The sequence below is a fragment of the Streptomyces mexicanus genome, assembly GCF_902506575.1.
GTDB lineage: Bacteria > Actinomycetota > Actinomycetes > Streptomycetales > Streptomycetaceae > Streptomyces > Streptomyces mexicanus.
Window position 1 is genome coordinate 3078050 of sequence record NZ_LR732544.1, and the last position, 13423, is coordinate 3091472.

Annotated in this window: 11 protein-coding genes, 1 tRNA gene and 2 pseudogenes; 10 read left to right on the plus strand and 4 right to left on the minus strand. The window is 75.6% G+C overall.

Going from position 1 to position 13423, the window contains the following annotated elements; all coding sequences use genetic code 11:
* A pseudogene (locus GV126_RS13725) lies at positions 1 to 260 on the plus strand (hypothetical protein); the annotation flags it as partial.
* A gap of 15 nt (positions 261 to 275) precedes the next feature.
* On the opposite strand, the gene GV126_RS13730 reads toward GV126_RS13725, so the two are convergent.
* Both GV126_RS13730 and GV126_RS13735 read right to left on the minus strand, forming a co-directional pair.
* Positions 276 to 1151, minus strand: coding sequence for a spermidine synthase (locus GV126_RS13730; protein WP_159666198.1), 876 nt, complete (start codon positions 1149 to 1151; stop codon positions 276 to 278).
* Between the two features lie 169 nt (positions 1152 to 1320).
* The gene (locus GV126_RS13735) at positions 1321 to 1728 is read right to left on the minus strand and encodes a hypothetical protein (RefSeq protein WP_419795990.1); all 408 of its coding nucleotides are present in this window, start codon (positions 1726 to 1728) and stop codon (positions 1321 to 1323) included.
* Between the two features lie 305 nt (positions 1729 to 2033).
* On the opposite strand from GV126_RS13735, the gene GV126_RS13740 reads away from it, so the two are divergent.
* A complete protein-coding gene (locus tag GV126_RS13740; RefSeq protein WP_159666201.1) occupies positions 2034 to 3497 on the plus strand; it encodes an NsdA family TPR-like regulatory protein in 1464 nt (487 codons plus the stop codon).
* A gap of 206 nt (positions 3498 to 3703) precedes the next feature.
* Here GV126_RS13740 and GV126_RS13745 read toward each other — a convergent pair whose 3' ends face one another.
* Positions 3704 to 4300 carry a histidine phosphatase family protein gene (locus tag GV126_RS13745; protein ID WP_159666205.1) on the minus strand — a complete coding sequence of 199 codons (597 nt, stop codon included), beginning with the start codon at positions 4298 to 4300 and terminating at the stop codon, positions 3704 to 3706.
* 258 nt (positions 4301 to 4558) lie between these two features.
* On the opposite strand from GV126_RS13745, the gene GV126_RS13750 reads away from it, so the two are divergent.
* From GV126_RS13750 to GV126_RS13780, 7 genes are all read left to right on the plus strand, one after another.
* Positions 4559 to 5551: a phosphatase PAP2 family protein gene (locus GV126_RS13750; protein ID WP_159666208.1), complete on the plus strand. Its 993-nt coding sequence runs from the start codon at positions 4559 to 4561 to the stop codon at positions 5549 to 5551.
* Complete coding sequence (locus GV126_RS13755; RefSeq protein WP_419795989.1) at positions 5469 to 6638, plus strand: hypothetical protein; 1170 nt, start codon at positions 5469 to 5471, stop codon at positions 6636 to 6638. Before GV126_RS13750 ends, GV126_RS13755 begins: the two co-directional genes overlap by 83 nt.
* On the plus strand, positions 6629 to 8248 hold the full coding sequence (locus GV126_RS13760; protein WP_159666211.1) for an amino acid adenylation domain-containing protein: 1620 nt from the start codon (positions 6629 to 6631) through the stop codon (positions 8246 to 8248). Before GV126_RS13755 ends, GV126_RS13760 begins: the two co-directional genes overlap by 10 nt.
* Positions 8245 to 9636 (plus strand): AAA domain-containing protein, encoded by a 1392-nt coding sequence (locus GV126_RS13765; RefSeq protein WP_438947842.1) that lies wholly within the window; start codon positions 8245 to 8247, stop codon positions 9634 to 9636. The genes GV126_RS13760 and GV126_RS13765 overlap by 4 nt, the downstream gene beginning before the upstream one ends.
* Before the next feature lie 288 nt (positions 9637 to 9924).
* On the plus strand, positions 9925 to 10299 hold the full coding sequence (locus tag GV126_RS13770; protein WP_159666214.1) for a DUF8844 domain-containing protein: 375 nt from the start codon (positions 9925 to 9927) through the stop codon (positions 10297 to 10299).
* A gap of 208 nt (positions 10300 to 10507) precedes the next feature.
* Complete coding sequence (locus tag GV126_RS13775; protein WP_236569981.1) at positions 10508 to 11287, plus strand: bifunctional DNA primase/polymerase; 780 nt, start codon at positions 10508 to 10510, stop codon at positions 11285 to 11287.
* A tRNA-Lys gene (locus GV126_RS13780) sits at positions 11278 to 11351 on the plus strand. Before GV126_RS13775 ends, GV126_RS13780 begins: the two co-directional genes overlap by 10 nt.
* A gap of 46 nt (positions 11352 to 11397) precedes the next feature.
* Here GV126_RS13780 and GV126_RS13785 read toward each other — a convergent pair.
* Positions 11398 to 12702: a M6 family metalloprotease domain-containing protein gene (locus tag GV126_RS13785; RefSeq protein ID WP_159666217.1), complete on the minus strand. Its 1305-nt coding sequence runs from the start codon at positions 12700 to 12702 to the stop codon at positions 11398 to 11400.
* A gap of 534 nt (positions 12703 to 13236) precedes the next feature.
* Between GV126_RS13785 and GV126_RS36445 the strand changes: the two are divergent.
* Positions 13237 to 13423: pseudogene (locus GV126_RS36445) on the plus strand (hypothetical protein); the annotation flags it as partial.

The following is a 13423-nucleotide window of genomic DNA, read 5'->3' on the forward strand; positions in this document are numbered from 1 at the left end:
GCGCCCAGGTCGAACACCGCCCGTCCACCACGCCCTCCGGGCACGTCAAGAGCTACGACACCGCCGGCGGCCGGGCGGTGTTCGACCTGGGCGCGGCGTCCGCGTCCCTGGTGTCGGCGTCCCCGGGCCCGGGCTGGTCGATGCAGGTGTGGAAGACGGAGACCTGGATCCGGGTGGAGTTCACCTCCGGCGCGGACCGGGTGTCGGTCATCTGCGCCTGGCACGACGGGCCGCCGCACGTGGAGGTGGGGTCCTACTGAGCCGGGCCGTCCCGCTCAGTGGAAGACGGAGGGCGGCGGGGCCGGTGAGGCGACGGCCGCGGCGTCCGTGACCGGGGCGGCCCCGCCGGTGAAGTCGGTCAGGGCGCGGCCGTGTTCGAGCCGGCCGGGGTGCGGGTCGGAGGCGGCGCGCCGGGTGAGTTCGGCGAGCGGCAGCGGCGCGTCGGAGGCGACGAGGATCGCGTTGCCGAAGCGTTTGCCGCGCAGCACGGCGGCGTCGGCGATCAGCGCGAGTTCGCCGAAGCGCGCGGCGGCGGTGGCTATCTGGCCGCGCAGATGGGCCAGTGGCGGGCCGTCGGCGAGGTTGGCGGCGTAGACGCCGGACGGCTTCAGGGCCCGGCGGACCTCGTCCAGGAACTCGGTGGAGGTGAGGTGGGCGGGGGTCCGGGCGCCGCTGAAGACGTCCGCGACGATCAGGTCGGCCCAGCCGTCGGCGACCTTGGCGAGTCCTTCCCGGGCGTCCAGCGCCCGCACCCGGATCCGGGCGCCCGGGTCCAGCGGCAGGGCCCGGCGCACCAACTGCACCAGGGCGGCGTCCCGTTCGACGACCTGCTGGGTGGAACGGGGCCGGGTCGCGGCGACGTAGCGGGCGAGGGTGAACGCGCCGCCGCCGAGGTGCACGGCGTGCACCGGCTTGCCGGGGGGCACGGCGAGGTCGATGACGTGCCCGAGCCGCCGCTGGTACTCGAAGGAGAGGTACGCGGGGTCGTCGAGATCGACGTACGACTGCGGGGCGCCGTCGATCAGCAGGGTCCAGCCCCGCGCCCGCTCCCGGTCGGGCCGGAGTTCGGCGAGCCCGCCGTCGACCTGTTCCACGACGGCTTCGGCGGCCGCCCGCTCCCGGCGCGGGCCGTTGGACCTGGACCTTCCCATGGCGCCATTGTCCGCCATGGCGAGGAGCGGTGCCGGACCCCGCCCCCGGGCCCTGCCCACGGCCACCGGCGGCGGGTCTGCTCGCGGACACCGGCCGCGGATCTGCTCGCGGACACCGGTCACGGACTGGCTCGCGGGCGTCGGCCGCGGCGGGCGCGCGGCGGCCGGGTCAGCGGCAGTTGTCCGCCGCCTCGATCAGCCGGGCCGCCTCGCCCAGCGCCCGCCGCAGTACGGCGGGGTCCGTGGCGAGGTCGGCCTCCGCCGGCGGCACCAGCCAGGCCGAGCCCTCCACCGGCGGTTCGGGCGCCAGGCGCAGACCGCGGCCGTCCGTGCGCGTGCAGGTGCTGCCGGGCAGGTCCCAGGCCGCGGCCGTGCCCGGCGGGACCACGAAGCCGAGCGTGTCGCCGCCGCCGTCGTGCAGCACCGGCCCGACCGCGTCGACGGCACCGCGGCGCAGGATGTCGACCGCTTCCAGGCCCTGCCGCGCCGGTACCGTCACCAGGTCGCATCCGTCTGCCGTCACCGCCGGCGCCCCTGCTCCGGCGTTCGGGTCGGTCCGCATCCCGGCGTCCACCACGGATACCCCTCCTCGTGAGCGAGCGGGTCGGGAGCCGGTGGCTCCCGGTCCGTGGGGTTCAACGCGGCAGCGCGTCAACGGCTACGGCCGAAGTCCGCCACAAAGGATGGCAGTTCATGGCAGATCACGGATGAGATATCCGGTTTGTAGCCAAACACAGCGTGGCGGGCCGGACACAGCAGGTACGTTCTTGCCCGTCGGAAACAGGTCATCAGAAACAGTGCATCGCCTGGACGACGGGTATAAATGCCGCAAGTAGCCCTGCATCCGGCACGGTTCGACGGTTCGCACGAGAGGGCCCGGCCATGACGTCGTCAACGGTGACCTCGTCTCAGTCCCCCCGGCCGCCGCGGCCGAATCTCGCCTTCCGGCGCCTGCGCGGCCAGCGCTCGCCGGCCGAGTTCGCCGCGGCGGTGCGGCGCGCCGCCCGCGAGATCGGCGAGCGGGTGAGCTGCGACGCGCGCTACATCGGCCGGGTCGAGGCGGGCGAGATCCGCTGTCCCAACTACGCCTACGAGCGCGTGTTCCTGCACATGTTCCCCGGCCGCACCCTCACCGACCTGGGGTTCGCGCCGCGCTCGGCGGTCCGGGGGCGCGCGGCCCGCGCGTCCGGGGACAACGCGCCCCTCTCGCGCACCACGCGCCCGGCATACGCCGAACCGTACGAGCCATACGCACCGTCAGAACCGCTCGATGATCCGCACGACCCGTTTGTGAACCCGCACCACCCGTACGAAGACCACGAGGAGAGCGACGTGCTGCGTCGCGCATTCATGACCCGCGGGGGCGCCACCGTGGCCGCCGCCTCGCTGGGCCCCCTGGGGCTCGCCTTCGACGCCCTGGCCGCGGACCGCCCTGTCCGCCGGGCCGGCGCGAGCGACGCGGGCGCCCTCGAAGAGGCCGTCCGCCACATCCGGTTGCTCGACGACCGGCACGGCGCCGACGGCCTCTACCGCCGCGCGGCGGCCCCGCTGCGGGCCGCGTACGCGCTGCTCGACGCCGGCGCGGCCCGGCAGGCCGTCACCGACCGGCTCCACTCGGGCGCCGGTGAACTGGCCATCTCGGTGGGCTGGCTGGCCCACGACTCGGGCCGCTTCGACGACGCCCGCTCGCACTACGCCGAGGCGCTGGCCACCGCGCGCATGACCGGGGACGCGGCGCTGGAGGCGCACGCGTTCTGCAACACGGCGTTCCTCGCCCGGGACGCCGGGCGGCCCCGGGAGGCGGTGCGCGCGGCGCAGGCCGCGCAGCGGGCCGCGCGCGGCCTGGGCTCGGACCGGCTGATGTCCCTGCTGGCCCTGCGCGAGGCGGGCGGCTGGGCGGGGCTCGCCGACCGCACCGGCTGCGCCCGGGCGCTGGCCCGCGCGCAGGCCCTGTACGAGCGGGGTCCCTCGCCGGCCGATCCGGAGTGGATGAGCTTCTACGGCCGGGCGGAGCTGGAGGGCCTGGAGGCCCAGTGCTGGTCCACGCTGGGCGACTGGACGCGGGCGGCACGGCACGCGCGGCGGGCCGCGCAGCTGCAGGACCCCCACTTCGCCCGGAACACCGCCCTGTACACCGCCGAACTGGCCGACGACCTCGCCCGCGGCGGTCACCCCGACGAGGCGGCGGCGGCCGGGATGCGCGTGCTCGACCTGCTGGGCCAGGTCCAGTCGTCCCGCGTCCGGACGATGCTCGCGGGCACGGCACGGGTGCTGCTCCCGCACCGGCGGGCCAGTGGGGTCTCGGCCTTCCTCGAACGCCACGCGAGCACGCCGCGCACGATCTGAACCGGCCCGGACCGGCGTGCGCCCCGGGGCCGAACGGCCCTGCGCCCCGGGGTCGGTCGTGGCCGATCGTGGCCGGTCGGGTCCGGGCCGCTCGGGGCTGTCCGGGGTGTTCGGGGCCGGTGCGGGTGGTCCGGGGCCGGTGCGGCTCACCCGGTCGTCGTGACGGCCCGCCCCGCCCACCCGGTCGTCTCGGCGGGCGGCCCCGGCTAGGCGGCCAGGTGCCCCACGTCGTTCCAGCTCTCGATCGCCGGTTCGCCGTAGGCCCAGCCCAGGATCGACAGCGACGTCGGGTTGAGGCGGATGCGGGCCGCGAAGTCCAGGGGCAGGCCGAGCCAGCGGGCGCCTATGGAGCGCAGCATGTGGCCGTGCGCGAAGACCAGCACGTCGCGGTCCTCGGCGCGCGCCCACGCCACCACCTCGTCGGCGCGGGCGGTCACCTCGGCGACCGTCTCCCCGCGCGGGACGCCGTCGCGCCAGATGAGCCAGCCGGGCCGCTCGGCCTGGATCTCGGCCGGGGTCATGCCCTCGTAGGCGCCGTAGTCCCACTCCATGAGCGTGTCCCAGCACATCGCGCGGTCGCCGAAGCCGGCCAGCTCGCACGTCTCGCGCGCGCGGGAGAGCGGGCTGGTGCGCACCTCCACGCCGGGCAGGCCGTCGAACGGCGCCCGGTGCAGCCGCTCGCCCAGCAACTTGGCGCCGCGCCGACCCTCCTCCAGCAGAGGGATGTCGGTCCTGCCGGTGTGCTTGCCGGACAGCGACCACTCCGTCTGTCCGTGCCGGGCCAGCAGGATGCGCGGTGCCATGGGGAGCCTTTCGGGAAAAAGTGAGATCTTCCGACGGAACTCCTCCATCATCGCGCACCGTGTGCAGGAGCAACCCGGGGGTCGGGGGTTGCGTCTATCAGGGCCGGGGGCGCCCCGCAAACGCGGGCGCATACGCCGTAAAGTGGCACGCCCGGCCGGACACCCCGGACGAACACGGGGCGCCACGACGCACGCGGCGCCACGACGACCACACCGCGACGAACAGCGCACTGCGACGAGGACGGGGAGGGGCATCGGATGCCGCAGACCGAGGCACCGGCACCGCGCACCGAGGCGGCCCCGCCCCCCCGGCTGCGCTGGTGGACCGAGCTGCCGCTGATCCTGCTGGTCTACGGCTGCTACTCGGCCGGCCGGCTGCTCGTCCGCGGGGACGTCACGGACGCCGTGGACCACGGCCTGGCGATCCTGCGCGTGGAGAAGGTGCTGCACCTCAACGCCGAGCACCCGCTCAACCGCCTGTTCACCCGCGAGCCCTGGCTCGGCGTCCCCGCCGACTTCTGGTACGCCTCCCTGCACTACCTGGTGACGCCCGCGATCCTGGTGTGGCTGTTCCGGTCGCGCGCCGCGCGCTACCGCGCCGCGCGCACCTGGCTGATGACGTCCACCTTCATCGGTCTGATCGGCTTCACCCTGCTGCCCCCCTGCCCGCCCCGGCTGCTCTCCCCCGAGCACGGCTTCGTGGACACGATGGCCCACTACAGCTCCTACGGCTGGTGGGGCGGCGAGGCCAGCGCGCCGCGCGGCCTGGGCGGCATGACGAACCAGTACGCGGCCATGCCGAGCCTGCACGTGGGCTGGGCCCTGTGGTGCGGGCTGATGCTGTGGCGCCACGGCGGGACACGCTGGGCGAAGGCGGCCGGCGTCGCCTACCCGCTGCTGACGGCGCTCGTGGTGATGGGCACGGCGAACCACTACCTGCTGGACGCGGTCGCGGGCGTGGCCGTGATGGGCGTCGGCATGCTGCTGGCCCCGTATGTGGGGCGCGCGGCGGGGCGGGCCCGCGCGGTGCTCGCGGCCCGTGTCCCGGCCCTGGCGGGCGGCGAGGGCGGCGCGGGTTCCGCGATTGTCAGTGGCCGGTGCCAGACTTCGGCGGGTGAGCGAATTCCACGGCAGCGCGAAACACGGCTCGGCCCCGGAGCCGAACCGGGTGCCTCCCCCCAGGACGCCGGGGACGGGGCGCCGGGATGGGGCGTTCCCAGCGAAGCCGAGAGCCTGGGCAAGACTCGCTGAGCTGCGCGGGCCGGGCGTACCGGCCCGGGCGATGGACGCCCGCGCGCTGGCGGCGCTGGCCGCGAACCCGGGCTGCGACAGGCGCGCCCTGCTGGACGGCGCGGGCGTGGACAAGGCGGCGCTGGCGAGCGCGCTGGGCGCCCCGGCGGCGTTCGGTCAGTCCCAGTTCGCCTTCGTGCGCGGCCACGCCTTCGAGGCGCGGGTGAAGGCGGACGGCGGTGCGGAGCTGCTGCGCCTGGTGCACCGGCACCTCGACCCGGGCGCCGAGCCGCCCGAGCGGGCACACGTGCCGGACCTGACCGCCGTGGGCCCCGAGGGGCGCACGGCGCGTACGGCGCTGGCGCTGCGCGAGGCGACGGCGGCGGGCACCTGGACGCTGCTGGACCATCCGATGCTCGCCCTGGAGGTGGCCGGCTCGCCCGCTTTCCTGGAGCCGGACGCGGTGGTGGTGCACCCGGACGGCGGCTGGACGGTCGTGGAGATCAAGTCCTTCCCGGTGCTGGACGGCTCCGCGGACCCGGCGAAGGTCGGCGCGGCGGCGCGGCAGGCCGCGGTGTACGTGCTGGCGCTGGAGGAGGTCGCCGCGCGGCTGGAGCCGCCGCCGCGGGTGCGCGAGCGGGTGCTGCTGGTGTGCCCCAAGGACTTCTCCAACCTGCCCACCGCCTCCGCCGTCGACGTGCGCAAGCAGCGCGCGGTCACCGCCCGCCAGCTGACGCGCCTGACCCGTCTGGAGGAGATCGCCGACGCGCTGCCCGAGGGCGTGTGCTTCTCCCCCGAGCTGCCCGCCGAGGAACTGACCGCCGCCGTGGAGGCGGTCCCGGCGACGTACGCGCCCGAATGCCTGGCCGCCTGCGAGCTGGCCTTCCACTGCCGGGCGCGGGCGCGCGCCGAGGGCGCGGTGACCGCACTGGGCCGCTCGGTCCGCGCCGAGCTGGGCGGCCTGACGACGGTGGAGGAGGTGCTGGCGGCGGCCCGCGGCGAGGCGGGCGAGGCGGACGACCCGGCGGTGGCCGCGCTGCGCCGCGCGGCCGCCCTGCGCGCGGAGGCCCTCGGGGCCGCCGGACAGGGGGTGGCGCCGTGTCCCTGATCGCGACGCTCGCCCGGCTGGAGGCGGTGCACTCCGGGCGCGCCCAACCGGCCGCGACCGTACGGCACCGGCACCTGTCCGAGCGGCCGCTGGTGTTCGTGCCGCTGACCACCGCCGGTGAGGCGGGCGCCCCGCTCGGCGCGCTGGTCGGCACCGACCGGCACGCCCCGCGGCTGCTGGCCGTGCCGCAGCCGCGCGACCGCGACCTGAGGTTCGCGTTCCTCGCCGACCTGGCCGACGTGATCCTGCCCTACGTCGACTCCTTCGCCGCCGACGTCGAGGCGGCCGAGCGCACCGAGACCGACCCGGAGACCGGCAAGCGGGTCAAGGTCGAGGTCGAGCTGTGCGCGGACGCGCCCCAGTTGATCGTGCCGAGCCGCGCGGGCATCGACTTCGTCCGCCTGCTGGGGCGCTCCATGCGGTTCCGGCGCACCGCCGAGCAGGACCCCGAGACCCCGCACCCGGCCCCGCCCCGGGTGCCGCTGCTCGGCCGGTGGCTCACCCATTTCGGGGAGCGGGCCCGCGTGCCCGGCTCCTCGCTGCTGCTCGCCCTGAGCGACGTACTGGCCCGGCACTGGACCACCGGCCAGTCCGCCCTGGAGGACCAGCACCTGGGCGCGCTGCTGGCGTGGATCGCGCCGCCCGAGGGCGTCTCGGGCGCCGAGGCGGCCCTGCGCGCGGAACTCGCGCGGGACGCCGGCGGCCAGCTGCTGTGCCCGCCGGCCGGCCCGGCCACCGACCCGGCGCTCGACAACAAACCGCTCGCGCCCGCCATCGAGCGCTACGACCGCGCGCGCGGCGCCCTCGCCGCCCCCGAGGACGGCCTGGAGGCCGACGACCGGCTCGGCGCGCTGACCGCGGCGGAGGACGAGATCCGCGCGCTCGTCGAAAGGTGCGCCCGCCCCACGTGGGACAAGGTCTGGGACGGCCTGGACCTGCTGCGGACGCTGCCGGAGGCCGCGCACGTGGCGGGGCGGTGGACACGCGACCGCTGGTCGTTCACCGGCCACCGCGACCGGGTCCTGGCCGGTGAGCCGCCGCAGCCGCGCCGCGACGACGCCGTCACCGCGGCGAACAAACTCGCCGCGCGCGAACGCGAGCAGGCCCGCCTGGACGCCCAGGAGGCGCTGGACGACCCGCTGGTGATGGCGGGGCGGCGGCTGGCCGGGGAGGCGTTCGCCGGGGAGGTCGTCGACGTCGCCATGGCCTACAGCGAGAGCAAGCGGCCCAGCCCGCGCCCGCTGGTCACCGTCCGCACCGACGACCGGCCCCACCTGGCCGAGCGTGCCCGGGTGTACCGCTCGCTGGGCGGCAAGCCGCAGTCCGCGGAGTGCGTCGCGGTCGAGGAGGACGGCGCGGACGGCGGCGCGCAGGCGGGCACGCTGATCGTGCTGCGCGTCCTCGACAAGATGGGGCGCGGCAAGGAGCCCGAGCCCGGTTCCGTGCCGGAGAAGGGCGACCGGGTGTGCTTCACGCTGTTCGAGCACGAGCAGCGCGGCGGGCCGAAGCTGCCCGAACCGGAGGACACCCCGTGGACACACGGCGGCCCGCCGGGCGAGGCGAGCACGCCGGAGGCCCCCGACCCCGTGACCGAGGAGGACGTCCTGTGACCGCCCCCGCCGACGACCTCGCCGCTGGGGGCGCCCCGGCCGGCCCCGGCCCCGCCCGGTCCGGCTTCGACCCGGCCGCGGCGGCCGCCCGCGCCACCGACGCGATCCTCGCCGACACCCTGCACGGTCCGCACCGCGGTGTCGTCGTCGACTCCCCGCCGGGCGCCGGCAAGTCCACGCTCGTGGTGCGCGCCGCGCTGGAGCTGGCCGCGGCCGGACGCCCGCTGATGGTGGTGGCGCAGACCAACGCCCAGGTCGACGACCTGGTGGTGCGGCTCGCGCGGAAGAACCCGGACCTGCCCGTGGGCCGGCTGCACAGCAGCGACACCGACGCCTACGACAAGGCCCTGGACGAACTGCCCAACGTGCGCACCTCCGCCAAGGCCGCCGACCTCGCCGGGCTCGACGTCGTGCTGTCCACGGCGGCGAAGTGGGCGCACGTGAAGGTGGACGAGCCGTGGCGGCACGCCATCGTCGACGAGGCGTACCAGATGCGCTCGGACGCGCTGCTCGCCGTGGCCGGGTTGTTCGAGCGGGCGCTGTTCGTGGGCGATCCCGGGCAGCTCGACCCGTTCTCCGTCGTCGGCGCCGAGCAGTGGGCGGGGCTGTCGTACGACCCGTCGGCGTCGGCGGTGACGGCGCTGCTGGCGCACAACCCCGAGCTGCCCCAGCACCGGCTGCCGGTGTCCTGGCGGCTCCCGGCGTCGGCGGCGCCGCTGGTGTCGGACGCGTTCTCCCCGTACACGCCGTTCCGCAGCGGCACCGGCCCCGGTCAGCGGCGGCTGCGGTTCGCCGTCCCCTCGGACGGCTCCGGGCCCGACCGGGTGATCGACGAGGCCGCCGAGACCGGCTGGGGCCTGCTGGAGCTGCCCGCGCGGCACACTCCGCGCACGGACCCGGAGGCGGTGCGCGCGGTCGCGGCGGTCGTGGCCCGGATGCTGGAGCGCGGCGGCGCGGCGGTCTCGGAACAGGCGGAGGACCCGGCGCCGCTGACCGCCGACCGGATCGCCGTCGGCACGGCCCACCGGGACCAGGCGGCGGCGGTACGGTCGGCGCTGGCGGAGCTGGGGGTGCGGGAGGTCACCGTGGACACCGCCAACCGGCTCCAGGGCCGCGAGTTCGACGTCACGGTCGTGCTGCACCCGCTGTCCGGGCGGCCCGACGCCACCGCCTTCCACCTGGAGACCGGCCGCCTGTGCGTCCTCGCCTCCCGGCACCGGCACGCCTGCATCGTGGTGTGCCGCGCGGGGGTGAGCGAGCTGCTGGACGACCACCCGTCCACGGAACCGGTCCAGCTGGGCGTGACGGTGAAGTTCCCCGACGGCTGGGAGGCGATGATGTCCACCTGGGCGCACTGGTCGGAGCACAGGGTGCCCTGGCGGCCGTGACCCCGGCCACGGGAACAACCCGCGCCCGTGCGTCCTTGACCACCAGCGGGGCACGGCTCGGGGGCCCGGTGCGACCGGACGGCACATGGTGCGTCGTTGGACCCGGACGGCGCGTGGTGCGTGGTGCGCGATGTGACCGGCCGGCGCGCGGTACGACGCCCGAGCGGGGCGCACGCCCCGCGCGCGCCCGGGCGCGGACGCCCGAAGGCCCCCTTGCGCTCCCGCGCGACAATGGAGGGTGGCCCTGATGCCGGGGCACCGATCGAAACCGTACGAGGAGGACACGACATGGCGGAGCCCACGCCGCGTCGCAACGAACCGCGGCTACGCCCCGCGCCCCTGCTCTTCGAGCCCGCCGCAGCGGCGGCCGACCCCGAGCACTTCTTCGACCTGGAGTCGATCGACGACCCGCGGCAGCTGCTGGCACGGGCGACCGAGCTGACGCTCGCGTTCCGCGCGGCCACCGACCGTGCGGTGGAGTTCCAGGCGATCGCGGCGGCGCAGCTCGCCGACCCGCGCCGGTTCGACCGGCTGAGCGCGGCGGACATCGCCGAGCGGGCGGAGTGGACCGAGGACTACGCCAAGAAGATGGTCGAGTTCGGTCGGGACCTGCTGCGCGGCGCCGAGGGGAGCGTGCACGCCAACCCGGCCGACCCGGTGTGAGTCGGGCCAACCGGCACACGCTCACGGGACCCGCATCCCAGGCCCGCGCCCGACCGGTCAGCCCCGAGCCCGACCGGCCCGTCCCGCGCACGTCGCCGATCACCCCGGCATATGCCAAGCGGGCAAGATACCCCCTTCGCCGCCGTCGTGTCCCCATTTCCCGCAACTCACTGGAAGCGCGCTCTCACGGTCGGTAGACATGTGCGGCATGAGCCGCACCGGGAACCCCTCGCTCCTCGACCGCCTCGACCGTCGCGACGGCCTGGACCGCCTCGGCTTCGACGCCGTCGCCGGACGCCGCTGTGACGTCTCGGGCGTCACCGCGGACGGCGCCGCCTGGCTCGCCTCGGCGGGACCGTACCCCCGCAGCACCCTGGCCCTGTGGCGGGAGCGGCCGGACGCCCCGGTCGTCCTGCCGTGCGGCACCGCCTTCGACGTGGTCAACGCGCCGGTGATCTTCGGCCGCCGGATGCTGGACCGGCTGTGGGAGGAGGGCCCCGGCTCGGGCCCCGTGGCCGTGCACCGCGGCCGGGTGCTGCTGTTCGCGGCGCCGGGCACCGCGCACCGGCTGCCCTCGCTGCTGGAGTGGGAGGAGTGGTGCTCCCGGGGCCGGGACGACGGGGACGGACGCACCGGCGGCGTACCGCCCCTGCTGTGCCACGGCAAGGGCGACGCGGTGACCGTCCCGGCCCTCGTACCGCCGGCCGCGGCCCTGGACCGGGCACCCGCCGCAGCCACGGACCCGACCGCCGCCGCCCCGGACCGCGCACCGGCCGGAGCCCCGGCGCAGGACCCGGCCGGCGGCCCCGACGGCGCCCCGTCGGCCTCGCGCTGGCTCGTCGCGCCGGACACCCGTTGTCCCTGGCTGCCGGGCCCGGAGGTCCTGCTGTGGGCGGCCGTGCGGGCGGCCCGGTCGACCGCACGGCCATCGATTTCTCCTCGCGCCGACCAGGGTGCTAAGGTCTACGACGTCAGCAGGCGCCGCTAGCTCAGTTGGTTAGAGCAGCTGACTCTTAATCAGCGGGTCCGGGGTTCGAGTCCCTGGCGGCGCACCGACAGCAGAGGCCCTTCGCAGCACGCGAAGGGCCTCTGGTCGTGTCATCCGCGTGTGATCTCCACCGTGTACGCCCCCGAGGGTGTGCGGTCCTGGACGGACAGGCGCACGCCGGTCCCCGGCACGGTGAAACTCTCGCCCACACCGAGGGGCGCGTCGGCGAGCGGCGGGTAGACGGAGGTGCCCACGCACGCCTGGGTGTGCGGATGGGCGTCGATCACCCGTACGGGGCCGTCGCCCGACTCGGTCTCGCTGCGCACCCGGTACACCAGCACCCCCTCCCGGCACCCGCCGAGGTCGTTGCCGAGGGACTCCCGTGCCTCGACGGCCAGCGCACTGGCGTGCCCGGTCCGCACCACCGCCAGTTTCGTCCCGTCGCCCAGCCCGAACAGGGGGGAGCCCGCGCCGTGGCCCGCCGGTCCCGCCTCCACCGGCTCCAGCGTCAGCCGGGTCGGCCCGGTCCCCCGCACACACGTCACCTGGCGCGGGTTCAGCCACCCGAGTTTCCACTTGTGCCAGGCCAGCAGGTCCGGGGAGAGCGCGAACTGGCTGCCCATCAGGTCCCAGTCGCCGACGTAGGTGTCCCAGTCGCCCTTGTCGTCCGTGGGCCGGTGGTAGAGGTCCGGCAGGTCGAACATGTGACCCGTCTCGTGGGCGAGGACCAGCCGGTCCGGGGGGTGTCGCTCGAACACGGTCACCACCCGCCCGATGTCCGTGTGGTCCGCATGCAGCGGGGTGTCCAGGTTGACGACCTTCGTGGCGTCCGAGTCGACGCCGGGCGCGTCGGGATCGGCCACGAGGTAGACGATGTCGTAGCGCGAGAAGTCGACTTCCGGGTCGGCGACGGCGAGCGCGTCGTGCAGGTAGGAGGCCCGGTCCGCGGCGTGCCACTCGCGGTGCATGGCGTACGCCGTCGACGGCCGCGGCATGCGCAGCCAGCGCCGCAGCGGGTGCGGGCGCAGGGTGAGCCTGCCGTAGGAGGCCTGGGCGAAGAACCGGCTGGGGGCCGGGAAGTGGTCGGCGGTCAGTTCGTCCGGGGTGGTCAGGGGGGTGGCGTCGGGGAAGGACAGGAAGATCATCACCGCGTCGAGCGTGCGGGTCGGCCGGGGGTAGGCGGAGTTCCAGGTGTCGAGGCCCTCGGAGTGGTGCGCGTCCGTCCTGCTCAGGGCGCAGGGGGCGGCCGAGAACGGCTCTGCGGACGACGGCCCGGTCAGGATCGAGGTCGCCGCGAGCGCCGAGAGCACGCTGAACACCGCCGCCGCACTGCGCAGTCGGGGCAGCGCCTGCCACCGGCCCGGCCACCGGAGGGCGTCACGGCGCAACGCCTTCCAGGGCGGCTGAGACGGCACGGGGACCTCCGGGGGCGGTTCGCGGGGACACCGCACCCAGCCTGTGGGAGTTTGTAGGGGTACGCCCTGTTTGCCTGCACCGGAAGGGTGAGCACAAGGTGAGAGGCCCCCGCGCGCGACGCGCCGCGACCTGCCGGACCGTGACGGGCCCGCGGAGAGCGACATTCCCGAACCGCTCACAGAACGTCACACACGGTCGGCCCCCTGAAGAACCCGTCCAGGTGCGTGCGGAAACGATCTGCCAGGAGGGCCCGTGATCCGCTGCGGCCGACAAGTGGCTGGAAGCGGTCAGCCGTCGGCCTCTATGATCGGCACACTTTCCTTGCACTTCCCTGCGCGGACACGGGCCCGCCGACCGTGCGCCACCCGGCCGGCCACCCCACGAGACCGATACGAAGACCGAGTGCACTGCGGGAGCGAGCGGTGAGCGGAACGTCCGAAGGGCCGACGCCCGCGACAGACCTCATCGAACCGAAAGTCACACAGAGTGATGGTACGCACCCTCCGGGTGCGGATCCGGGGAGGGATCGGGGTGTGGATCCCGGGACGGCCTTCGCCGCGGACGCGTCCGTCGCGACGGCCACCCGTCCCCCTGAGGCACCGCCCCGGACCAACCCGGCCGACCCGGCGACCGGTCCCTCACCGGACTCCGGCCCCGGCTTCACTCCGATGGCCCCATCGGCCGCCGCGAATGCCGGATTCACCGACACGGCCGTACCCC

What these genes read in the sequence shown, in the direction of transcription:
- GV126_RS13775 (WP_236569981.1), top strand. Translation starts at nt 10,508, where the DNA reads ATGAGCCGCACCGGGAACCCCTCGCTCCTCGACCGCCTCGACCGTCGC.
- GV126_RS13740 (WP_159666201.1), top strand. Translation starts at nt 2,034, where the DNA reads ATGACGTCGTCAACGGTGACCTCGTCTCAGTCCCCCCGGCCGCCGCGG.
- GV126_RS13750 (WP_159666208.1), top strand. Translation starts at nt 4,559, where the DNA reads ATGCCGCAGACCGAGGCACCGGCACCGCGCACCGAGGCGGCCCCGCCC.
- GV126_RS13770 (WP_159666214.1), top strand. Translation starts at nt 9,925, where the DNA reads ATGGCGGAGCCCACGCCGCGTCGCAACGAACCGCGGCTACGCCCCGCG.
- GV126_RS13745 (WP_159666205.1), bottom strand. Translation starts at nt 4,300, where the DNA reads ATGGCACCGCGCATCCTGCTGGCCCGGCACGGACAGACGGAGTGGTCG.
- GV126_RS13730 (WP_159666198.1), bottom strand. Translation starts at nt 1,151, where the DNA reads ATGGGAAGGTCCAGGTCCAACGGCCCGCGCCGGGAGCGGGCGGCCGCC.